This is a genomic window from Dokdonella sp. (assembly GCF_019634815.1).
GTDB lineage: Bacteria > Pseudomonadota > Gammaproteobacteria > Xanthomonadales > Rhodanobacteraceae > Dokdonella_A.
The window spans coordinates 17,755-39,474 of the sequence record NZ_JAHCAP010000016.1; the positions used below are offsets into that span (position 1 = coordinate 17,755).

Below are 21,720 nucleotides of genomic sequence, written 5' to 3' on the forward strand. Positions count from 1 at the left end.
GGGGGTCCATTGGATCATTCAAGCCGCCGCTGCTTCGCGGCGCGGCTGAACTCAGGCGTCAGGCTGCATGAACAATTTTCGTCGCACGCTCTACATTGACATGGATAACGTTCTGGTCGACTTCGCCAGCGCGTTCCCTCACCTATCCGAGAGCGACCTCGACCACTACAAGGATCGCCTGGACGAGGTTCCCGGCATCTTCTCCAAGATGGTGCCGATTCCCGGCGCCATTGCGGCATTCAACGAGCTTTGTGGGCTGTTCGACACCTATCTGCTTTCCACGGCACCTTGGGAAAATCCAAGCGCATGGTCGGACAAGCTCCTCTGGGTCAAGGCGCATTTGGGTCAGGGTGCCTACAAGCGCCTTATCCTTTCACACCATAAGCACTTGAATCGCGGCGACTTCATCATCGACGACCGCAACAAGAATGGCGTTGACCGATTTGACGGCCAGCACGTTCATTTCGGCACAGATCGCTTTCCGGACTGGCCAACAGTGGTTGCATACCTTCGTGAGCATGCAGCCTGACCTTCACGTGCGGGCTCCCCCGCCAAGCCCGCCACGCAGTGATCCGGCGCGAGTGGCTTCGCGGTGTGCCGCATGACAGTCAGCCAACCGGGCGCCAACCCATTGCGCGGGCTGCCTGCCGGCTACTTCAAGGGTTGGGGGCCACGGGAAATGCAAGTCGCGCTTGCAGTTCCGGTCATCTTGGTTGCGGTCGGTTGCTTCGCCGTGCGCGGCAATTCCAGGCATGAGACGGGTGGCGCCACAGTTGTCGGCCAACTTCCGGGCGCAGGCACCGGCGAATTCCCTCGCGGCAGAAATTAGCTGGGTTGACCAGCCCGCGCCCGCGCGCGCTTGAGCGCACGCGTGCGCAGGCCCAGCGCGAGGATCAGCGCCGTGCACAGCATCACTTCGATCAAGGCCGGGATGCGCGCGGCAGGCACGACCCAGGCCGCGACCACGCCGTGGCAGAAATAGAACAGCGCGACGATGCCGATCCATACCAGCGCACGTCCGAGTCCGCGGCGCAGCGCGAGTAGCGGCAGCAGCAAGGGTGGCAACACGAGGGCGAGCGCGAGCAGGGCGCGGCCATTGGCCGGCACCGCGAGCCACAGGTACCAGGCCGGTTGCAGCGCGATCAGCGCCGCCCAGGCCGTCACCGCGAGGCGCTCGCCGTTCATGCGTTTCGAGCCAGTCGTGCGGCCACGGTGGCGACGCGTTGGCCGAGCGCACGGGCGAGATCACGCTCGTCCTCGCTCAGCGTGTTCTCACCGCTCGGTCCGCCGACATGGCTCGCGCCATACGGCGTGCCACCCGTGCGCGTTTGGGTGACTGCGGGCAGGGTGAAGGGCAGGCCGACGATCAGCATGCCGTGATGGAGCAGGGGCAACATCATCGAGAGCAAGGTCGACTCCTGTCCGCCATGCATGGTGTGGGTGGCGGTGAACAGCCCCGCCGGCTTTCCGACCAGCGCACCCGAGGCCCATTGCGCGCCGGTCGAATCGAGGAAGAACTTCATCGGCGCGGCCATGTTGCCGAAGCGCGTGGGGCTGCCGAGGATCAGTCCCGCGCATTCGCCCAGGTCGCTGGCAACGACATAGGGTGCGCCCTCGTCGGGTTCGGGTGGCGCTGCGCTGGTGGTGACCGGCGCCACCGGCGGCACGCTTCGCAGGCGCGCCTGCATGCCGTCGACTTCTTCGACGCCGCGCGCGATCAGCCGCGCGAGTTGTGCGGTCTTGCCGCTGCGGCTGTAGTAGAGCACGAGGATTTCGGCCATCGTCGGGATCCGGTCGGCTGGGCGGAACAGGTGGGACGGTGCGCATGCTACCGCGGGCGCGGCACGTGGCGGTGATCTGCTACGCTCGCAGCGATGCGTGAACTTCTGGCGAAACTCTCCGCAATCCTGCGCGACCGCGAGCGCATGTTCGCGTTCGCGCGCTTCACCTGGCGACGTTTCGTCGAGGACCGCTGCCTGGCAACTGCGGGCGCCTTGTCGTTCACCACGGTGTTCGCGCTGGTACCGCTCACGGCCGCCGGCCTCGGCGTGCTGGCAGCGTTTCCCGGCTTTGCCGGCTGGCGCGAAAAACTCACTGGCTGGGTATTCGAAAATTTCGTACCTGCGGCTGGCGGCGCGGTGCAGGGCTACATCACGCAATTTGCCGACAATGCCAGCAAGGCCACCGTGGTTGGCGTGCTGGTGCTGCTGCTGAGCGCGATCTCGCTGATGATGAGCATCGAAGACGCGTTCAACCGCATCTGGCGCGTCAATGTATCGCGCAGCGCGAGCGCGCGCTTTCTCGTCTACTGGGCGGCGCTGACGGCCGGGCCGCTGCTGCTGGTGGCGGCGCTCGCGGTGAGCTCCTATGCGTTCGCGTTGCCGTTCATCGATGCGGCCGAGGCGCAGTTCTCGATCAAGGCGCACGTGCTGGCATTGCTGCCGTTCCTGATCGTGTTCACCGCGCTGGTCGCGGCCTACGTGGTGATTCCGAACCGCAGCGTGCGCTTGCGTTTTGCACTGATCGGAGCCCTGCTTGCGGCAATGCTGTTCGAGCTGGCCAAGCGCGGCTTTGCGCTGTATGCGAGCCAGAACGCAAGTTATCAGCAGGTTTACGGCACGCTTTCGCTGGTGCCGATCTTTTTCCTTTGGGTGTACCTGAGCTGGACGATCGTCCTGCTGGGCGCCTCGGTGACCGCGTCATTGGGTGCGTTCGAATATCGGCCGCGCGATCAGCGACTTCCGCGCGGACACGAATTTGCGGGCCTGCTGCGCCTGCTCGGTCATTTCGCCCGCGCCCAGCGCGCCGGTCATGGCTTGCGCCGCGATGCCTTGCTGCACGCCGAGCCGTTTCTCACCGACGACCTGCTGCAGCGCTATCTCGACGATCTGCAGCGCGCCGGCGTGATTCGGCGCAGCGAGATCGGCGAATGGGTGGTGGCGCGCGATCTGGGCACGGTCACGCTGGCCCAGCTGTACGAGGAAGGCCATTATCGCGTGCCGCTGCGCAATCCTGAGCCGTGCGCATTGGTGGGCAGCGCGGCTACGCCGCTGCTGGAACGGGTCGGCGCGGCGACGCGATCGACACTCCAGGCCAGCCTTGCCGATCTGTATCCAGCGCCGCCGCGCGCCGGGAATCCTGAAAATTCGGTGGAGTCCACATGAAACCTGTCGTGTTCGTCGTGCTGGTGCTGATCGCGTCGACTGTCCACTGGGCCGCAGGGGCGACTGCCGAGCGACCGTCACTGGCGGTGACCACGCTCGATGGGCAGCCATTCGATCTCGCCGCGCAGCGCGGCAAGTGGGTGATCGTGAATTTCTGGGCGACCTGGTGCACGCCCTGCATCAAGGAAATGCCCGAATTGTCGGCGTTCGTGTCGTCACGCAAGGACGTCGCCGCGATCGGCCTGGCCTGGGAGGACACCGAGCGCGAGGAAGTGCTCGCGTTCGCCAAGAAGCATCCGGTGAGCTATCCGCTCGCGCAGATCGACTATGACCACATGCCGGCCGATTTCGAGACGCCGCGTGGCTTGCCAACCACGTATCTCATCGCGCCCGATGGTCGGGTGGCGAAGAAGTTCGTCGGGCCGATCACGGTCGATGATCTGAGCAAGGCAATCGGCGCCGCAGCGGCGAAGTGATGACGATGGTCTGCGCGCGCTTCCTCGTTTCCGGTCGCGTGCAGGGCGTGTATTTTCGCGCCTCGACACGCGAGCAGGCGCTTGCGCTCGGCGTGCAGGGACAGGCGCGCAATCTGGCGGATGGGCGCGTCGAAGTCATCGCCTGCGGGCAGATGCAGGCGCTTGATCAGCTCGAGCACTGGTTGCAGCGCGGGCCGCCTGCCGCGCGCGTCGATGTGGTGCGGCGCGAAGCGATCCAGGCGCAGTCGTTCACGGGTTTCATGGTGCGTTGATGCGGCGGACATCGGCACGCGGAACCGGCGATGTGCGGTATGGCCTCGCGCGGGTGATCTCCAAGCTCGGCATCGCCTCGCGCAGCGAAGCGGCGCGCTGGATCGAGGCGGGACGCGTCAGCGTCGATGGTCGAATCGTGCGCGATCCCGAGCGTGCGACCACGCTCGAAGGCGAGCGCATCGCACTCGATGGTGTCGATCTGCAGGCACGGCAGCGCGTCTATCTTGCACTCAACAAGCCACGCGGCCTGGTGACGAGTACGGCGGACGAGCAGGGACGTGCGACCGTGTATGCCTTGCTCGAAGGCGCGGACCTGCCGTGGCTGGCGCCGGTCGGGCGGCTGGACAAGGCCAGCGAGGGTCTGCTCCTGATGAGCAATGACAGCGTGTGGTCCGCGGCAATCACCGCGCCCGGGAGCCAACTCGACAAGACCTATCACGTGCAGATCGATCGCCTGCCTGACGGCGACTTGCTTGCGGCGCTGCGCGGTGGCGTGGAGGAAGGCGGTGAACGCCTCGCGCTCAAGTCGGTACGCGAACTGCGGCGCGGCGAGCGTCATGCCTGGCTCGAAGTGGCGCTCGATGAAGGCCGCAACCGGCAGATCCGCCGCGTGCTCGCCGCGTTCGACATCGGCGTGTTGCGCCTGATCCGCGTGGCGATCGGGCCGCTGCAGCTGGGCAGGCTTGCCAAGGGCGCGTGGCGCCATCTCGAAGCCGATGAAATCGCGTGCCTGGCGCGCGTCAACGGTCGGACTTGACCAGCCCGAAGCTGAAACCCGACTTCATGATCGCCGCCACGCGCTCGGCGAGCGATTTGGGCGTCGATGGCGGTGGCGCGGGCGGCGGTTCCGGCGGAGCAGGTGGAACGTGCCAGGACACGTGTTGCGACTGGGCCAGGCGCAGGCAGCGGATCGCATCCAGAGCGCAGCGATCCCAGCTCGCCCAATGGGTCGCCGGAACCAGCACCCAGCCGGGCTTGCCCGGCGGTGGTTCATCGGGTTTGAAGGGGTCGAAGCCGCTGGCGCCGGGCAGGGCCAGTGCACGCACGAGACCGTGGCCGGCGAGACGGAACGCGACGCTTTGCCCGAACAAGGTCATGAACGGGGTGTTGTGCCACGACATGCAGGGACGGCCGGCCAGCGTCCCACGGGTGGCTTCGCTGTAACGCTGCAGGTACGACGACAGGAAATCGAAATGCGTGCGCGCATTGGCCATGGCTCGCTCCTTGACTGCCGCGTCTCGGGCCGACTCTAGCACCAGCGGGCGCGCCGTGTGCCGTCTGTGGCGTGCGGGGGTACCATGCGACCGTGCTGCGGGTGGGGGGCAATGAGCGACCAGGTGCCGAATGCAGGCGATGATGACAAGGCCCGCCCGGAGTGGCTGCGCGATCTGCTGAAGTCGTCGTACTTCGCGCGTCTCACCGATGCGTTCGGGGGCTGGCTGCTCGCACCCTTGTTTGGCCTGATCGCCGGAGGACTGTTGCTCGGCGGTGGCCTTTTCCTCGGCACGGCTTGGCAGTTCGGGGCGCAGCCGATGGTCAATGCGCACCGCTACGCGCCCTACACGGCCGCTGTGCAGGGCAGGATCGTGGACAGTTGGGCGGCGATCGAATTCGATCCGGCCGACCTCCCGCGCGACAAGTTGTACTGGCAGGCGGTTTCGCACATCTCGCGCTGCGTGCGCGTCGAGTACGTGACCCGCCCGGACGCCGCGCCTGTGCAGCGCGGCTACTGCGGAATGCGCATGGACTTTGGCGAAGACTTCCGCCTCCATGATTGGACCGAGCAATTGCAGGCGGGCATTCCGTTCACGTTCCTGCGCGATTCCAGTGGCTTCGAGGTGCAGGAAGTGCGCATGGACAAGGCCGCGCTCGACTGGATCTCGAGCCATCCGCCCAATCACACCTTCATGCTGTCCAAGCCCAAACCGGAAACCGCGCTGGCTGCCTTGCGCGAGCAGTTCGATTGGCCAGTCGAAGTCGCCGCGCTGAGCTGGACCGCGCCAGTGCCCTCGTTCCCGTTGCGCTATGACCCGGCCCATCCCGAACTGGCGATGCCCGCGCAGGTCGTCTTCGACAGCGGGCATTGGAGTCCGTGGAACCTGTTGATCGTGCTTGTCATTGCCGTGCCGGGATTCATGCTCTGGCGCGCGGGCATCAGTGTCTTGCTGTTCGGGCGCTTGTCCTCGCGCGTGGTCTTGGTGATCACGTTCGCGAGCTTGCTGGGCCTGCCCTGGTGGAGCAACGTGCTGCCGCGGCTGCTGCGGCATGCGAACTCCGACTGGGCCGTGCTCAGCCAGGGCATGCTCGATGATTTCACCCGCACGACGCGCGTGATTGCCGCTGCGCCGGGCGAGCTGCCGTTGGAACGCGGCGAGCGCCTGACCTGGCACCTCGACAAGGGGGAGTACGCGCAGACCTTCGGTCGCATCCGTTTCGTTCAACCGCAGCCCTCGCCGACAACGGCCGAAGGCGTGCTCGCTGCATTGCGCGAGCAGGCCACGGCACAGGTGCTGGCGATGCCAGCCGCCGAGCAGACCCGCTTGCTGCGCACCCTCTCCGAAAACGCGAGCAATGATCGCAAGCGTGATCTGGACGTATTCACGCATGCCGCCGAAGCGATCGAGCGCGACGCCGGGGGCGATCCCGCTGCGCAGGCGGCGGCGCGCCACTTCCTGCTGTTCGCGGCGGGCTACAACGTCTGGGATGTCGATGCGATGGAGGCCGCGCGCAGCGCGCCGAGCAAGAACTGAGGCAACGCGGGCCATCGGCAAACGCGTCTTCGATCGAGCAAGCGGCGCCACGCAGGAACTTCGCCAACGCCACCCGATTCAATCCGCCCAATGGCCGAGTGCGTGCTGCGGTGCGCAGCCCGACGCTGCGCCACTTTCGATCAGCCCTTGATGACGCCGAGCTTGCGGCCGACCTTGGTGAACGCGGCCACCGCGCGGTCGATCTGCTCGCGGCTGTGCGCCGCGCTCATCTGCGTGCGGATGCGCGCCTGTCCCTGTGGCACCACCGGGAAGAAGAAGCCGATCACGTAGATGCCTTCGGCGAGCAGTTCGCTGGCGAAGGACTGCGCGAGCTTGGCATCGTGCAGCATCACCGGCACGATCGGATGCTTGCCGGGCTTGAGCTCGAAGCCGGCCTCGCTCATGCGCTGGCGGAAATAGGCGGCATTGTCATTCACGCGCTGGCGCAGGTCGGCGCTGCCCGAAAGCATCTCGAACACCTTGATCGAGGCGGCCACCAGCGGTGGCGGCAGGGTGTTGGAGAACAGGTACGGGCGCGAGCGCTGGCGCAAGAGGTCGATGATCGCCTGGCGCCCCGTGGTGAAACCGCCCGAGCCGCCACCCAGCGCCTTGCCCAGCGTGGAGGTGAACACATCGACTTCGTCCATCACGCCATGCAGCTCCGCACTGCCGCGGCCGTTCGGGCCGACGAAGCCGGTGGCGTGCGAATCGTCGACCATCAGCAGGGCGTTGTATTTCTTCTTGAGCGCGACGATTTCATCGAGCTTGGCGATGTAGCCGTCCATCGAGAACACGCCGTCGGTGGCAATCAGGCGCGTGCGCTTGCCTTGCGTTTCCTGCAGGTGTTTCTCCAGTTCGGCCATGTCGCTGTTGGCGTAGCGGCGGCGTTCGGCCTTGCACAGACGGATGCCGTCGATGATCGAGGCGTGGTTGAGTGCATCGGAAATCACCACGTCCTCGTCGGAGAGGATGGTTTCGAACAGGCCGCCGTTGGCATCGAAACAACTGGTGTAGAGGATTGCATCGTCGGTGCCGAAGAACTTCGCGATCGTCGCTTCGAGCTGCTTGTGCAGGTCCTGGGTGCCGCAGATGAAACGCACGCTGGCCATGCCGAAGCCGTGCGTGTCGAGTGCATCCTTGGCCGCCGCGATGATCTCGGGATGATCGGCCAGGCCGAGGTAATTGTTGGCGCAGAAGTTGAGGACTTCGCGGCCGTCATCGGTGCGGATCGCCGCTGACTGCGGCGTGGTGATGACGCGCTCGGTCTTGTACAGGCCCTGTTCGCGGATCGAATCGAGCTCGCCTTCAAGGCGGGTGCGGGCGGTGTAGGTCATGGCAGAGGCTCCGGCGCAAAGGGCGCCATTGTCGCCGATCGCGCCCGCGCCTGCAGGTGCGAGCCTGCGCCGGGAGTGGCGCAGGCTCGCGTCGATCGTCGCGGAAGGCGGCGCCGATCAGTTGGCGCAGAAATCCTCGGGATGCAGATCGGCCGTGTTGGGGCAGCCGTCGAACGGCACCGCGATCGGCACCAGCGGAGTGTTCCACGGGGCCTGTCGCTGCACGCAGGTCGCCGGTGGATGCAAGGGTTTGAACTGGGTGCTGGACGCGGTCTTGAAGCCCGCGGGCAGGGTGAAACTGAAACCGATGCAGCCGCCGACGGGGCAGTCGGGTGGCGTCTGCGTCCATGAGCACACGGCATCGTTGGCCGGGTCCACGCCCACGCACTGCGAGCCGCTCAGCTTGCAGAATGATGCGGGCTTGCAGTGTTCCTTGCGCGCCTGCGCGAACGATTGCAGGGTTTCTTGCTGGCCGAAATCGGCCGTGGCGATGCGAACCTCGACGATGCCCGACTCCGGATCATTGGCATACCAACCCGCGAAGTGCGGCTTGAGATTCTGCACTGTGTGGAACTCTGGCGGGTCCTTGCCGATTTCGACCTGGGTGAGCGTGATGCTGGCCGGATTGAAGTCGGTGTCCTTGCCGACGAAGAAGCGATAGGTCTGCTCGGTCTTTTCGTCGGCAAAGATCAGGAACACGTGGTAGGTCTGGCCGGCCTTGAATTCGTTGACCGCGCAATCGACCTTGTTGCCGTTGCGCGGGTTGCAGTTTTCGGCAATCTGCGTCGCCTTGGAAACGGTGGTGTCGATGTAGTAGGTGCCGCCGTTGACGGTCAACGAACTGCGCTGGCCGGTGTCCTGGCCCATCATGCGGATCGCGCGGGTCACGCCCTTGTCGGCGATCGGCAGCTTGTCCTGGCGCAGCAGCGGGACGCCATAGCAGTTTTCATTGGTGCAGGCACTGTTCCAGTCGCCACTGTTGATCTGACCCTTGACGGCACACGTGCGCGTGCGCGCGCAGTCGGGATAGAGCGTGGTGGTCACGTAGTGGTACGGACTGGTGCGCGAGGAGTTGGCCGACTTGCATTCGGTGGAATCGATCGGACCGGCGAAGAATTCGTCATTGTTGACCACCGTGGTGTTGACGAAGCCGGTGAGCGTGCCGTCGTTGTCGTTGAGCACGGTCTGGCGATCGATGCTGGTGAAACCATTGAAGGTGGTCTTGTCCCACACGCAATACTCATTGGCGAGCTTTTCGTAATCGGTTTCGAGCGTGCCTTCCTTGAAGAAGGGCGTGAGCACGAAGTGCCGCGTTTCGACGTTCTCGAAATAAAGATCCTGCGAGTGGAAGGCCGGTGGATAGTAGAAGCCATTGGGTTGCTTCCAGCCGATCGCGGCATTGGGCATGAAGCAGGTGTTGCTGGCCTTGTCGCGCTGCAGGCCCTTGACGGTGCCGGCCAGCCAGCGGCTCTGGCCGCCCGCGCCGGGTCGGCATTCTCCAACCAGGTTGGGCTTGTCGGTGAATGGGGTGCAGTCGTCGATCTTGCGATGGTGGATGTCCAGATACGCATTGGAAGCCTGGAAGGCCGGGCCGTCGTAGACGCTGAACATGCGTTGGTACATGCCGAAGTTGTCGACCTGATGGCTGATGCCTTCGTCCTTGGACAGGCAATAGCTGCCTGGGCGGCTGCCATTGCTCATTGTCGCGCAGGCCAACGCCGCCGGATTGAACGGCCCGCCATCAGATGCGAATGGGTTATCGGGCTGGGTGGCACCGATGAAGGCGGTCTTGCGCACCAGAGCCCAGTGGCCCGGCACCACGTCCGATTCGGTGTAGCCGCCGCCGGTCACCATCGTGAGGCCCGCCTGCTGCACATCGGTGATCGCGCTGTCGGTGACGAGGAACCACTGCGGTCGCAACCAGATTGCGGCGAAATTGAAGGGCGCCCAGTTGAACGAGGTGTTGAAGCGCGACAGCACGGTGACCATGCAATTGTCGAGCGTGCCGGCGGCACAACGCGGGGGCGTCACGCTGCAATCATCGGCGGTGCAGCGGGTGGCAAAGCGGCCGCCACCCGGATCGAGCGAAGGATAGTAATGTTCGTTGGGCATTGCGGGCGCGAGCGGATTGGGGATTGGCTCGAGCTTGGGCATGCTCGGATCACCCCCACGCTGCACACCGTGGCAGGCGGCGGTTCCCGTTACGGTCTGGAATGCGGTCATCGCGGTGGAGCAGGTGTTGCCGTCGAAGGACTTGAGCGGCGTCATCCCCGCGCGATCGAGCGAGCTTTGCATCGAGGCGTAGGACGTCCACTTCATGGCCTTGGACATGCCGCTGTTGATGCCCGGCAGCAACCAGTAGCAAACGCCGCAGGTGCCGGCGCCAACCGCCATGTTGTCCTTGAAATCGTTCCAGCCGTTCATGATCCAGAATACGGTGGGATGGTCGACATCCGACTTGAACGGCATCTGGTCGGCATCGCTGTCGAGCGTGTTGGGTGCGGCGAGGATGCCGGGTACCTTGCGCGGATTCTGGACATTGTCGACTGCGGCGCGTGCGAACACGCCGAGGTTGGCCGTGAGCACATTGTCGATCTCGGTACCTTCTTCGAGATAGAAGCCGTGCCCGATCGACTTGTAGCCGACATTGCGTTCCAGATGCACGTTGTGCGTGGCGTGCAGCACCACCCAGCGTGTCATCGATTCATTGATGCTTGAGTCGCGCAGGAAGGTGCCATCGGGCACATGCCGCGCGTGGTGGAAATGCACGGGGTAGCGGCCAATCGTGCCGCCTTGCCCCAGCTGGCGGAATTCGACGCCCTGCAGTTTGAGCTCGCGCACGCCCTGGCGGATGACGACGTGGCCGCCGTTGTAGTAGTGGGTCGACTCGGCAGGGAAGTCGTCGTCGCGGGTGTCGCCCGCGGAAACGATGCGGATCGAGCGGCTGAGCACGCCGACCGCGGCGCGCGTTTCCACCGCTTCGACATTGCTGCTGCGCGTGGGGCCGATCGTCAATGGCGTCTGGCCGAGCGAGGCGCGGATGCCGTTGTGGGCGAAGGCGACGGCGTCCTGCAGCGGAATCGTGGTCGCGCATTGCACGTCGCTGGCGACCGTCAGGGTCTCGGAATGGCCGGGCAGGTAGTCGGTGGCGGTGAGGACGATCTGGTCGCCGCCCTTGAACGACAGCGGGCGGTCGATCTTGATCGACGTCGCCCCCTTGGTCACCGAATCGGCCAGACGCACCCAACTGCTGTTGCTGCTGGATGGAAACGTCGGGCTGCACTCGCCGCCGCTGGCATAGGTTGCGCCCTTGCGGCCGAACAACTGCACCGTCGCGCCATAGGAAATGCCGAGTACCTTGTCACCGAAGTAGCCCTGGCGACTTTGCTCGTCCGAGCCACCTTCGAACTCCATCGGCATGTAGGCATAGAAGTAGTCCGCGGCGATGCGCGGATCCTGCGCGGCATTGGGATAGACGCTGGTGAGGCCGCTGGCGGCGATGGATTGCGCCTGGCTCACCGGCTTCATGTGACCGTCGGCCGTGAGATTGGAATTCCACACCGCATCGGGAATTCCGCAATGACCCTTGGGATCGCTCTTGCAAATCACGCCGAGCGCATTCGCGTTCGGATTGCCCTTGATGCGGTCCTCGCCCCACAGATGGATCACCAGTTCGCCACCGGCGGTGCCGATCGGCGCTTCCGGCGTGCCGGCGCGCAGGGTGCCACCGTTCTCGACGAGGATGTTGTTGGCCCAGAAATCGATCTGGGCATCTTCGAATTCGAGCGTGCCGCCGTCGATGACATGCACGTCCTTGTACTTGTAGGTTCCGGCGCCCACGCACACCGCCTTGTCGACCAGCAGCTCGTCGCCGCTGGTGGTTGGCGCGAGTGGCTCGCCGGTGCAGGCGGCCTGCGCGATCGACGCGAGCGGCAGGGCAAACAGCGCGGTGGTCAGGGCGAACCGGATGCTGCGGGTCTTGGTCTTGGTCATGGCGGTCAGCCTAGAAAGTCAGGGTGATGCCGGCGTGGATGCCGTGCACGAAGTAATTGGAGTCCTCGAATGCGAACGCGGGTTGCGCGCCCGCCACCGGTTGCGGCATCGGGACCTCGGTGTAGGAGGTGCTCTGGCTGGTATCGATGCGCCGGTTGACCTGCGGCCCCGGGCGCAGCATGCGCGTGGCGTACATGGCCGAGTAACCGATCTGCGCCGACAGGAACGCGTTGAAACGGTAGCCGAACTCGAGCTCCGCCTGCGGCATCACGCCGAAGGTGTTGCGGCGATGGCGGCCGCTGTTGCTCGGCAAGGCGAAATAACCGCCGGGAAATTGCTCGACCGTCTCGAACTCGGTGTAGTCGTCGGTATGCAGCACGCCATTGATGTCGACCTGTTGCCGCAGCCAGCCGGCTGCGAGTTTGAAGTCGGCACTGCCGTAAAAGCCGTTGCGCTCGGCGCGTGCACGCAAGCCCACTTGCAGGCCGTGGAAGCGGTTGCGTGTGGAAAATGCGTCATGGGTTTCCCACACATCCGGCCCCCACTCGGGCAGCAGCGGGCTGGCGGTGTCGAGCGTCATCGATTCGTCAAGGTTGAGCACGGCCACGCCGATCAGCGCATCGAGCGCGAATGCGCGTGCCATCGGCAGTTGCCAGCGGTAATCGAGCTCGGCGCCGCGCAGGCGTTCGCTGCTGCGCAGGCTTGCCGCGCCGCTGTAGAGGCCTGGCACGGAAAAGTCGGTCGAGGTTTCCTGCCCGGTTTGCGGATCGATGTAGGGAATGTACAGATGCAATGATCCAGGCAGTGCGTCCGAAAACATGCCTGCGCCGTAGCTGCCGTGCTGCAGCCCGAATGCGGAGAACTCCAGCGCGCTCGACTCCGACATCGCGCGGCTCAGGCTCAGGCGTGCGCCGCGGCGGCTGCCGAATTCAGCGGCGCGCGGCCCAAACACGATCTGCGTCCCGGGCTGCCCCAGTGTGCCGGTCGAAATGAATGGGATGCCGAGCGGACTGTCGCGGCTCTCCCACGACAATGCGTCGAGCGAGAGGGACCAGTCGGCTGTGGTAGTGGCGGGAGCCGCCGAGGGCGATGCCGAAAACGCGCAGCCAGCGAGCAAGGCAAGATTCAAAACACAACGACGCATGCAGCCCCCTGATTCTTGTCGACAGTCCATCGCATGCCTGCGCCAGACAGGCATCTTGCACCCGACCCGATCGGGGCACGCGTTGCGACCTTGGTGGCCGACAGGTGTGGCGGCAGACGGGCGGGGCATCGAAGGACGCCCTGCGCGACGCATGCCTGAACCCCTGAATGCGATCGTCGCGATGGTGTGCCTGATTGTGCGCCGCATTCGCAATTGCCTGCAACCGCGCTCGCGGCCCCAAGGCGGCCCATGGCTTTCGTCATGCGGTTTCTGCGTGGCGATGTTGTACCTTTGCGGGTTCCAGAATCCCGGGAGTAGCCATGAAACACCCCCTTGCACTGGCGCTGGCGACGGCGCTGTCCACGTTGGCGCTTGGCGCCTGTCATGCGCCAACCAAACCCGATGCGCAGGCCACCGTTGCGCCGGCGGCCAAGCCAGTGCCGCCCGCCAATCCGCTGCTGACACCCAGCCCGCTGCCGCTGCAGTATCCGCAGTTCGACAAGATCGCCGACACCGATTTCGGTCCCGCCTTCGATGCCGGCATGGCCGCGCAGCTCGAGGAAATCGCGGCGATCACCGCCAATCCGCAGGCGCCGAGTTTCGACAACACCATCGTGGCGATGGAGAAGAGCGGACAGACGCTGCGCCGCGCGACCGGCTTGTTCTACAACCTCGTCGGCGCCGACACCAACGATGCGCGCAAGAAGATCCAGGTCGAGTATTCGCCGAAGTTTGCCGCGCATCGCGATGCGATCTTCCTCAATCCGCAATTGTTCGCGCGCGTGCAGTCGCTTTACGAGCAGCGTGCGCAGCTGGGTCTGGATGCCGAGTCACTGCGTCTGGTCGAGCGTTATTACGACGACTTCGTGCGCGATGGCGCCAAGCTCTCGGATACCGACAAGGCGCGCCTCAAGCAGATCAATGGCGAACTCGCCTCGCTGGGCACAAAGTTCGGCCAGAACGTGCTCGCCGAGGTCAATGATTCGGCGATCATCGTCGACACGCGCGAGGAGCTCGCGGGCCTGCCCGAGGATGCGATCGCGGCGGCTGCCGAGGCGGCCAAGGCGCGCAAGCTCGAAGGCAAGTTCGTGCTCGCGCTGCAGAACACCACCGGCCAGCCGCCCGAAACCTATCTGTCCAATCGCGCGCTGCGCCAGCGCATCCACGAGACCTCGGTCGCCCGTGGCAGCCGCGGCAATGCCTGGGACAACACTTCGATCGTCTCGCAGATCATGAAGCTGCGCGTCGAGCGCGCGCAGATGCTCGGCTATCCGACCTACGCGGCCTACAGCCTGGCCAACCAGACCGCCAAGACCACCGAGGCGGTCAACAAGATGCTCGGGCAACTGGCGCCCCCTGCGGTCGCCAACGCCAAGCTCGAAGCCGCTGCGCTGCAAAAGCTCATCGATGCGGAGCAGAAGGCCAAGGGCCAGCCGAGCTTCAAGTTGCAGCCATGGGACTGGGCCTATTACGCGGAGAAGGTGCGCAAGCAGAAGTTTGCGTTCGACGAGGCGCAGATCAAGCCCTATCTCGAAGCCAGGAACGTGCTCGAGAACGGCGTGTTCTACGCGGCCGGCCAGCTCTACGGCCTCAAGTTCAAACAGCGCACCGACCTGCCGGTCTATCACCCCGATGTGCTGGTCTATGACGTGTTCAACGAGGATGGCACCCAGCTCGCGATCTTCCTCGAGGACATGTACGCGCGGCCGAGCAAGCGTGGCGGCGCGTGGATGAACGCCTACGTCAGCCAGAACAAGCTGCTGGGGACGATGCCGGTGGTCGCCAACCACCTCAACATTCCCAAGCCGCCGGCAGGTCAGCCGACGCTGATGACCTGGGACGAAACCAATACGATGTTCCACGAGTTCGGCCATGCCCTGCACGGCATGTTCTCGAACGTGACCTATCCCTACTTTGCCGGCACCGGCGTGCCGCGCGACTTCGTCGAGTTCCCGTCGCAGGTCAACGAGATGTGGGCCGATTGGCCGAGCGTGCTCGCCAACTATGCCAGGCACTACCAGAGCGGCGAGCCGATGCCCAAGGCCCTGCTCGACAAGGTGATGGCGGCGGCGCGTTTCAACGAGGGCTTCCGCACCACCGAGTACCTGGGCGCAGCGATGCTCGACCAGAACTGGCATCAGATCGACAGCGTCGACAAGGTGCCCGCGGCCGATGGCGTGATGGCATTCGAAACCGCCGCGCTCAAGGGCGATGGCATCTACTACCCGCCGGTGCCGCCGCGTTACCGCACGCCGTACTTCAGCCACATCATGAGCGGCTATGCGGCGGGCTACTACTCCTACATCTGGTCGGAAGTGCTCGATGCCGATACGGTGGCCTGGATCAAGGCGCACGGTGGGCTCACGCGCGCCAACGGTGACCGCTTCCGCGACACCCTGCTGTCGCGCGGCGGCAGCAAGGATGCGATGCAGCTGTTCCGCGATTTCACCGGCCACGATCCCGACATCAAGCCGCTGCTCGAGCGGCGCGGCCTGCGCGTGGTGCCAACCAAGGGCGGCAAGACCAAGCCCTGATCGATGTGGATGGTCGCGCCCGGATTCCATTTCGGGCGCGACCCTCTTCATGGCTTCATTTGGTGCTCTCGCGCGCGACGTCGCCGTTGCGCGAGTCGCCCGCCAGGATCATTTCGGTGCTCGCTTGCGGATGTGCGGCGCGCGGTCGACCGCGGCGCAGGAACGGCAGTTCGATCCAGCGATACGACAGCGCGGCGATCGCGCAGGACAGCGCCAGCACCAGCGGCAGCAGCCACGGCAGGCCGTAACCGCCAATAGCCCGCAGCACTCCGGCCTGGACCAGCCAGTGCAGGATCGGCAGATGCCACAGATAGACGCCGAAACTCACCAGTCCCAGCCAGCGCAGCGGCATGTTGTCGAATAGCCGCCGCGCGAGCGGGCTGCCACATGCACTTGCGTAGAGGATGGTCGCGGTCGCCAGGCCAGCCAGGCCATGCCAGACAAACAGCAGTGGATGGCCATCCCAGTACTGGCTGCTTGCGTAATGGATGGCCCACAGCAGCAAGGCGAACAGCAGGAGAGCCGCCAGCAGCAAGGCATCATTGCGCCTGGCATCGCCCAGCCGGCCCTGCGCTACCGCGATGCTGTAAGCGTAGGCGGCGAGCATGCCGGCGACGAACTGGTCGAGGCGGCCGGGCAATTGCTCGAGTGCAATCACGCGCAGCGGCACCGGCTCGGCGATCACCAGCGGCAGCATCCAATGGCGCCAGATCTGGGTGACGACAATCGCCCCGAGCGCCAGCCACGGCCAGCGGCCAGGACGCAGGGCGAGCGCGAGAACCGGCAGGATGAGATAGAAACTGAACTCGATCGCCAGCGTGTAGGTCACCGGGTTGATCGGTTCGACGCCGAACGGACCGAGATTGTTGAGCAGCAGCAGGTTGCCGACGAATTGCTTGATGCCGGGCACATTGCCGATACCCCACAGCGCGGCGAGCACAACCAGCACCAGCATCTGCGCGTAATACGCCGGGAGGATGCGTTGCACGCGCCGCAACCAGTAATTGCGCAGCGAAGGCGCCGGCGCAGCGGCCAACTGGCGACTCGCATAGGGCAGGGTGAGCAGGAAGGCCGACAGCGTGAAGAAGATGTCCACGCCGGCCCAGCCCACCGAAAACAGCGGCGTGAAGTCGAGTGGTCCGAGCATCATCAGGCGCGGCGTGGCTTCGACCCAGACGTGGTAGACCAGCACCCACAATGCGGCAAAGCCGCGCACGCCGGTGAGGACGGGGAGCTCGCCGATGCCCGAATGTGGCTGCTTGCCGGGGTTGGCGGCCACGGCGTCGACGTCCGGATCAGCCGCCGATGAACGCGCCGTAGCCGCGCAGGCGCTGGTAACGGCGTTCGATCAGCGCCGCCTCGCCAATGCGCGCGAGTTCATCGAGCTGGTTGAGCAGGATCGCCTTGAGGCGGATCGCCATGCCGCGCGGATTGCGATGGGCGCCGCCGAGCGGTTCGCGGATCACCTTGTCGACCAGTCCCAGTTCCTTCAGGCGCGGTGCGGTCATGCCGAGCATGCCAGCGGCATCGCGTGCGCGATCGGCGGTCTTGAACAAGATGGACGAGCAGGCCTCGGGCGTGATCACCGAGTAGGTGCTGTATTCGAGCATGTTGGTGACATCGCCGACACCGATCGCGAGCGCGCCACCCGAGCCGCCCTCACCCACGACGCTGCACAGGATGGGTACGCGCAGTTGCGACATTTCCAGCAGGTTGCGTGCGATCGCCTCGCTCTGGCCGCGTTCCTCGGCGCCGACGCCGGGATAGGCGCCGGGCGTGTCGATGAAGGTGAGGATCGGCAGCCTGAAGCGTGCCGCGAGCTGCATCAGGCGCAGCGCCTTGCGATAGCCTTCGGGGCGCGGCATGCCGAAGTTGCGGCGGATCTTGGATTTGGTGTCGCGTCCCTTCTGATGACCGATGATGACCAGGCTGCGGCCATCGATGCGGCCGATGCCACCGACAATCGCGGCGTCATCGGCATAGGCGCGATCTCCGGCGAGCTCGTGGAACTCCTCGCAGATCACGCCGACATAGTCGAGCGTGTAAGGCCGCGCCGGGTGACGCGAAAGCTGGGCAATCTGCCAAGGCGTGAGGTTGCGGAAAATTTCGGCCGTCTTGGCGCGCAACTTGCCCTGCAGCGTGCTGACCTCGGCATCGATGTCGAGGGCATGGCCGCGGCTGGCACTGCGCAGTTCCTGGAGTTTGGCTTCCAGGTCGGCGATGGGTTGTTCGAAATCGAGAAAGTTCGGATTCATTGAATGCGTACGTCGCCTGGGCGGGCCCGGTGCCGCCGTCCCGGCGACGCAAAGGGCGCAAGTATAGCGGCTCGGCTGGGGACAGGCAGGGCGCTTGCGGGCGTGGCGCGGCGCGCCTGCGGCCTCACTGGAACACCAGTTCGGCGCTGACCACGCCCTCGAGTTCGCGCAGGGTCTGCGCGAGTGTCTGGCTGGCATGCACGCGCCAGGCCTCACCCAGTTCGACATCGACCATCGCGCCGGCGTTGCGATAGCTCAGCCGCACCGGCGTGCGCCCGCCGCGATGGTTGTCCAGTGTGCGCCGCAACTGCGTGCTGAAATCCGCGTCGATGCCGTCGAGGCGCAGATGCAGCAGGCGCGCGCGGCGGATGCAGGCCTCGTCGATGGTGGCAATGTTGCCAATGCGCATCTGGAAGCCGCCGGTGAAATCGTCGATGGCGATGCCGCCTTCAAATACCAGCAAGGCGTCACGCGTGAGCAACGGCCCGAATTCGATCCAGCTTTCCCGGTACAGCGTGACCTCGATCCGGCCACTGCTGTCCTCGAGCGTGACGTAGGCACGGTTGTCACCTTGTTTGCGCAAGGCCACCACGCTGCCGGCCAGCGTGAACTGCGGCAGCTCGGAGTTGCGCAGGCGTCCATCACGCGGCGGCTTGTAACGCTTTTCGATGTCGCCGATCGCGCAGGTGGTCAGGCGCGCAAACAGCTCGCGCCAGGCATCGGTCGGATGCCCCGAGAGATAGTGACCGAGCGTATCGCGCTCGCCGGCCAGACGCTGGGCAAGCGGCCATTCGGCAATGGTTGGTGCGCTCGGTGCGCGGCTTGGACCGTTGGCGCCGCTCCCACCGAAGATGTCGAACTGTCCGGTCTGGGCGTCACGTGCGCTCTGCTCGGCCGCACGCATCGCCTCGGGCAGGTAGGCGGCGAGACTGGCACGATTGGCACCGAGTGCATCCATCGAGCCCGACTGGATCAGGGCCTCGAACACACGCTTGTTGAAGCGCCCCGAATCGACGCGGGCGCACAGATCGGCGAGATCGCGGAAAGCGCCGCCGTGTTCGCGTGCCTGCACCAGGCTCTCGACCGCGCCGCGGCCCACACCCTTGATTGCGCCCAGGCCGTAGCGCAGGGTGCTTGCGTCGATCGCGACGAACATGAATTGCGACGCGTTGATGTCGGGTGGCTGCACGTCGAGGCCCAGTGCGCGTGCCTCGCCGAGGAAGTTCACCACCTTGTCGGTGCTGTCCATGTCCGAGGACAACACCGCGGCCATGAACTGGGCAGGGTAATGCGCCTTGAGCCAGGCGGTCTGGTAGGACACCAGCGCATAGGCCGCCGCGTGCGATTTGTTGAAACCGTAGCCGGCGAATTTTTCCATCAGGTCGAAGACCGCATCGGCCTTGGCCTCGGAGACGCCGTTGTCGGCGGCACCGGCGCGGAAGATCGCGCGGTGCTTGGCCATTTCCTCGACCTTCTTCTTGCCCATCGCACGACGCAGCAGGTCGGCGCCACCGAAGGTGTAGCCACCGACGATCTGCGCCATCTGCATGACCTGTTCCTGGTAGACCATGATGCCGTAGGTCTCTTTCAGAACCGGCTCGACGCGCGGATCGGGATATTCGATGGCCTCGCGGCCAAGCTTGCGCGCGCAGTAGCTGGGAATCAGGTCCATCGGGCCGGGTCGATACAGCGCACCCAATGCGATGATGTCTTCGAAGCGGTCGGGTTTGGCGTCCTTGAGCGCGCCTTGCATGCCATGCGACTCGAACTGGAACACCGCGATCGTGCGCGCATTGCGCAGCAGCTCGAATACCGCGGGGTCGTCGAGCGGAATCGTCAGGATGTCGAGCGGCGCTTCGCCGCTGTGCTCGCGCAGCGCATTGATGGCCTTGACCGCCCAGTCGATGATCGTGAGGGTGCGCAGGCCGAGGAAGTCGAACTTCACCAGGCCCACTGCCTCGACATCGTCCTTGTCGAATTGGGTGACCACGCCCTCGCCGCCTTCGGAGTACAGCGGTGCGTACTCAGGCAGCGGACCGGGCGCGATCACCACGCCGCCGGCGTGCTTGCCGGCGTTGCGCGTGAGGTCCTCGAGCTTGAGCGCGAGGTCGACCAGCTCGCGCGCCTCATCGTCGTTGTCGTAGAGCGAGCGGAACTCGCCGACCACGCGATCGGGTTCCTTGCGCGACTTCTCCGAGCGTCCCAGCGCATCCTCGAGCGAAAGATCCAGCGGCATGCGCGGCAACAGCTTGGCGATCTTGTCGACCTGGCCGTAGGGCATGCCGAGCACGCGGCCGGTGTCGCGCAGCACCGCCTTGGCGGCCATCGTGCCGAAGGTGATGATCTGGCTGACGCGGTCGCGCCCGTACTTGCGCGCGACATAGTCGATCACCTCGTCGCGTCGATCCATGCAGAAGTCGACGTCGAAGTCGGGCATCGACACGCGTTCGGGATTGAGAAAGCGCTCGAACAAGAGGCCATAGCGCAAGGGATCGAGGTCGGTGATGCCCAGCACCCAGGCGACCAGCGAGCCGGCGCCCGAACCGCGACCCGGGCCGACCGGGATGTCGTTGTCCTTGGCCCAGTTGATGAAGTCGGCGACGATCAGGAAGTAGCCGGGAAAGCCCATCTGCACGATCACGTCGACTTCGCGCGCGAGGCGTTGATCGTAGTCTTCGCGGCTGAAGCCGGGCGCGGGCGGATGACTGGCCAGCCGCCGTTCGAGTCCGGCCTGCGCCTGTGCGCGGATGTGGCTGTCGAGTGTCGCGCCGGGCGGCACCGGGAATGCAGGCAGGTAATAGGTGCCGAAACTCAGTTCGAGATTGCAGCGCTTGGCCAACTCGACGCTGTTTTCGAGCAGTTCGGGCAGATCGGCAAAGACCTGCGCCATCTGCTGCGGCGATTTCAGGTATTGCTCGCCGCTGTAATCGCGCGGGCGCTTGGGATCGGCCAGCACGCGACCGGAGTGGATGCACACGCGCGCTTCGTGTGCTTCGAAGTCGTCACGTTCCAGGAAGCGCACGTCGTTGCTCGCCACCACCGGCAAGGCAAACTGCGCAGCGAGGTCGAGCGCGCCGGCCAGGAAGGTTTCTTCATCGGCGCGGCCGATCCGCGTGGCTTCGAGATAGAAGCGATCGGCAAAGCGCGAGCGCCACAGCTGCGCGCACTCGCGTGCGGCCTCTTCGCGGCCGGCGACGAGCAGGCGGCCGAGATCGCTGTCCTGCCCGGCCAAGGCGATCAGGCCGTGATTGGCCTCGTCGAGCCAGGCAGGATCGACCAGCACGCGGTCACTGTGGCGGTTCTCGGCGAATGCGCGCGAAAGCAGTCGCGACAGCGTGAGATAGCCGGCATGGTCCTGGCACAGCACGGTCAGACGCTGCGGCCGGTGGCGGTCCCCGGTGTCGGGCAGCCACAGGTCGCAGCCCGCAATCGGCTTGATCCCCGCCGCGAGCGCCGCCTTGTAGAACTTCACCAGCGCAAACAGGTTGCCCTGATCGGTCAGGGCAACCGCCGGCATGTCCGTGCGCGCGCAGGACTCGACCAGCGCATCGATGCGGATCGTCGAGTCGATCAGCGAGTATTCGCTGTGCAGGTGGAGGTGGACGAAGGAGGGATTCATGGCGACGCCGGATCAAGTCCCAGCGTAGTTTCCCCGGGGGCGTGGGACAAGGCTTGACGTGGCGATGATCTGCGGCGCGGCCTTGCCGCGCAGCGGGTGCGTCGGCGTGGGCCACGCGCCGGGCAAGGTGCTGGCGTGGCCCGCAGCGTGAAAAGGCGATGCATGCCCGCATCGGTTC

Annotated in this window: 16 protein-coding genes; 7 read left to right on the forward strand and 9 right to left on the reverse strand. The window is 65.4% G+C overall.

Going from position 1 to position 21,720, the window contains the following annotated elements; all coding sequences use genetic code 11:
* Nucleotides 1-67: 67 nt before the first annotated feature.
* The gene (locus KF759_RS09230; RefSeq protein ID WP_291224775.1) at nucleotides 68-529 is read left to right on the forward strand and encodes a hypothetical protein; all 462 of its coding nucleotides are present in this window, start codon (nucleotides 68-70) and stop codon (nucleotides 527-529) included.
* Nucleotides 530-825: 296 nt separating this feature from the next.
* On the opposite strand, the gene KF759_RS09235 is transcribed toward KF759_RS09230, so the two are convergent.
* Nucleotides 826-1,185 (reverse strand): DUF2069 domain-containing protein, encoded by a 360-nt coding sequence (locus KF759_RS09235; RefSeq protein WP_291224777.1) that lies wholly within the window; start codon nucleotides 1,183-1,185, stop codon nucleotides 826-828.
* Nucleotides 1,182-1,781 carry an NAD(P)H:quinone oxidoreductase gene (wrbA, locus tag KF759_RS09240; protein ID WP_291224779.1) on the reverse strand — a complete coding sequence of 200 codons (600 nt, stop codon included), beginning with the start codon at nucleotides 1,779-1,781 and terminating at the stop codon, nucleotides 1,182-1,184. Before wrbA ends, KF759_RS09235 begins: the two co-directional genes overlap by 4 nt.
* 93 nt (nucleotides 1,782-1,874) lie before the next feature.
* On the opposite strand from wrbA, the gene KF759_RS09245 reads away from it, so the two are divergent.
* Genes KF759_RS09245 through KF759_RS09260 form a run of 4 tightly spaced genes read left to right on the forward strand, consistent with a single transcriptional unit; the run spans nucleotide 1,875 to nucleotide 4,670 of the window.
* Nucleotides 1,875-3,164, forward strand: coding sequence for a YihY family inner membrane protein (locus KF759_RS09245; RefSeq protein ID WP_291224781.1), 1,290 nt, complete (start codon nucleotides 1,875-1,877; stop codon nucleotides 3,162-3,164).
* Nucleotides 3,161-3,640 carry a TlpA disulfide reductase family protein gene (locus KF759_RS09250; protein WP_291224783.1) on the forward strand — a complete coding sequence of 160 codons (480 nt, stop codon included), beginning with the start codon at nucleotides 3,161-3,163 and terminating at the stop codon, nucleotides 3,638-3,640. Before KF759_RS09245 ends, KF759_RS09250 begins: the two co-directional genes overlap by 4 nt.
* A gap of 5 nt (nucleotides 3,641-3,645) precedes the next feature.
* Entirely contained in the window at nucleotides 3,646-3,912 is a 267-nt protein-coding gene (locus KF759_RS09255; RefSeq protein ID WP_291224856.1) for an acylphosphatase, read from the forward strand.
* Nucleotides 3,912-4,670, forward strand: a complete 759-nt coding sequence (locus KF759_RS09260) for a pseudouridine synthase (RefSeq protein WP_291224785.1) — start codon at nucleotides 3,912-3,914, stop codon at nucleotides 4,668-4,670. Before KF759_RS09255 ends, KF759_RS09260 begins: the two co-directional genes overlap by 1 nt.
* Here KF759_RS09260 and KF759_RS09265 read toward each other — a convergent pair.
* Nucleotides 4,654-5,127, reverse strand: a complete 474-nt coding sequence (locus tag KF759_RS09265) for a hypothetical protein (RefSeq protein ID WP_291224787.1) — start codon at nucleotides 5,125-5,127, stop codon at nucleotides 4,654-4,656. The genes KF759_RS09260 and KF759_RS09265 overlap by 17 nt on opposite strands.
* A gap of 111 nt (nucleotides 5,128-5,238) precedes the next feature.
* Between KF759_RS09265 and KF759_RS09270 the strand changes: the two genes are divergently transcribed.
* On the forward strand, nucleotides 5,239-6,663 hold the full coding sequence (locus KF759_RS09270; protein ID WP_291224789.1) for a hypothetical protein: 1,425 nt from the start codon (nucleotides 5,239-5,241) through the stop codon (nucleotides 6,661-6,663).
* A 140-nt stretch (nucleotides 6,664-6,803) separates the two neighbouring features.
* On the opposite strand, the gene kbl is transcribed toward KF759_RS09270, so the two are convergent.
* The 3 genes from kbl to KF759_RS09285 all read right to left on the reverse strand — a co-directional run bounded on the left by kbl (nucleotide 6,804) and on the right by KF759_RS09285 (nucleotide 13,134).
* Nucleotides 6,804-7,997 (reverse strand): glycine C-acetyltransferase, encoded by a 1,194-nt coding sequence (gene kbl / locus KF759_RS09275; RefSeq protein ID WP_291224791.1) that lies wholly within the window; start codon nucleotides 7,995-7,997, stop codon nucleotides 6,804-6,806.
* 117 nt (nucleotides 7,998-8,114) lie between these two features.
* Nucleotides 8,115-11,990: a G8 domain-containing protein gene (locus KF759_RS09280; protein WP_291224794.1), complete on the reverse strand. Its 3,876-nt coding sequence runs from the start codon at nucleotides 11,988-11,990 to the stop codon at nucleotides 8,115-8,117.
* Between the two features lie 10 nt (nucleotides 11,991-12,000).
* Nucleotides 12,001-13,134, reverse strand: a complete 1,134-nt coding sequence (locus KF759_RS09285) for a BBP7 family outer membrane beta-barrel protein (protein ID WP_291224796.1) — start codon at nucleotides 13,132-13,134, stop codon at nucleotides 12,001-12,003.
* Between the two features lie 320 nt (nucleotides 13,135-13,454).
* Between KF759_RS09285 and KF759_RS09290 the strand changes: the two genes are divergently transcribed.
* Nucleotides 13,455-15,668, forward strand: a complete 2,214-nt coding sequence (locus KF759_RS09290) for a M3 family metallopeptidase (RefSeq protein ID WP_291224797.1) — start codon at nucleotides 13,455-13,457, stop codon at nucleotides 15,666-15,668.
* A gap of 55 nt (nucleotides 15,669-15,723) precedes the next feature.
* Here KF759_RS09290 and KF759_RS09295 read toward each other — a convergent pair whose 3' ends face one another.
* The 3 genes from KF759_RS09295 to dnaE form a co-directional block, all read right to left on the reverse strand.
* Nucleotides 15,724-16,947: an acyltransferase gene (locus tag KF759_RS09295; RefSeq protein ID WP_291224799.1), complete on the reverse strand. Its 1,224-nt coding sequence runs from the start codon at nucleotides 16,945-16,947 to the stop codon at nucleotides 15,724-15,726.
* Nucleotides 16,948-16,963: 16 nt separating this feature from the next.
* Nucleotides 16,964-17,923: an acetyl-CoA carboxylase carboxyltransferase subunit alpha gene (locus KF759_RS09300; RefSeq protein ID WP_291224800.1), complete on the reverse strand. Its 960-nt coding sequence runs from the start codon at nucleotides 17,921-17,923 to the stop codon at nucleotides 16,964-16,966.
* A 124-nt stretch (nucleotides 17,924-18,047) separates the two neighbouring features.
* Entirely contained in the window at nucleotides 18,048-21,542 is a 3,495-nt protein-coding gene (gene dnaE / locus KF759_RS09305; RefSeq protein WP_291224803.1) for a DNA polymerase III subunit alpha, read from the reverse strand.
* Nucleotides 21,543-21,720: the final 178 nt, after the last annotated feature.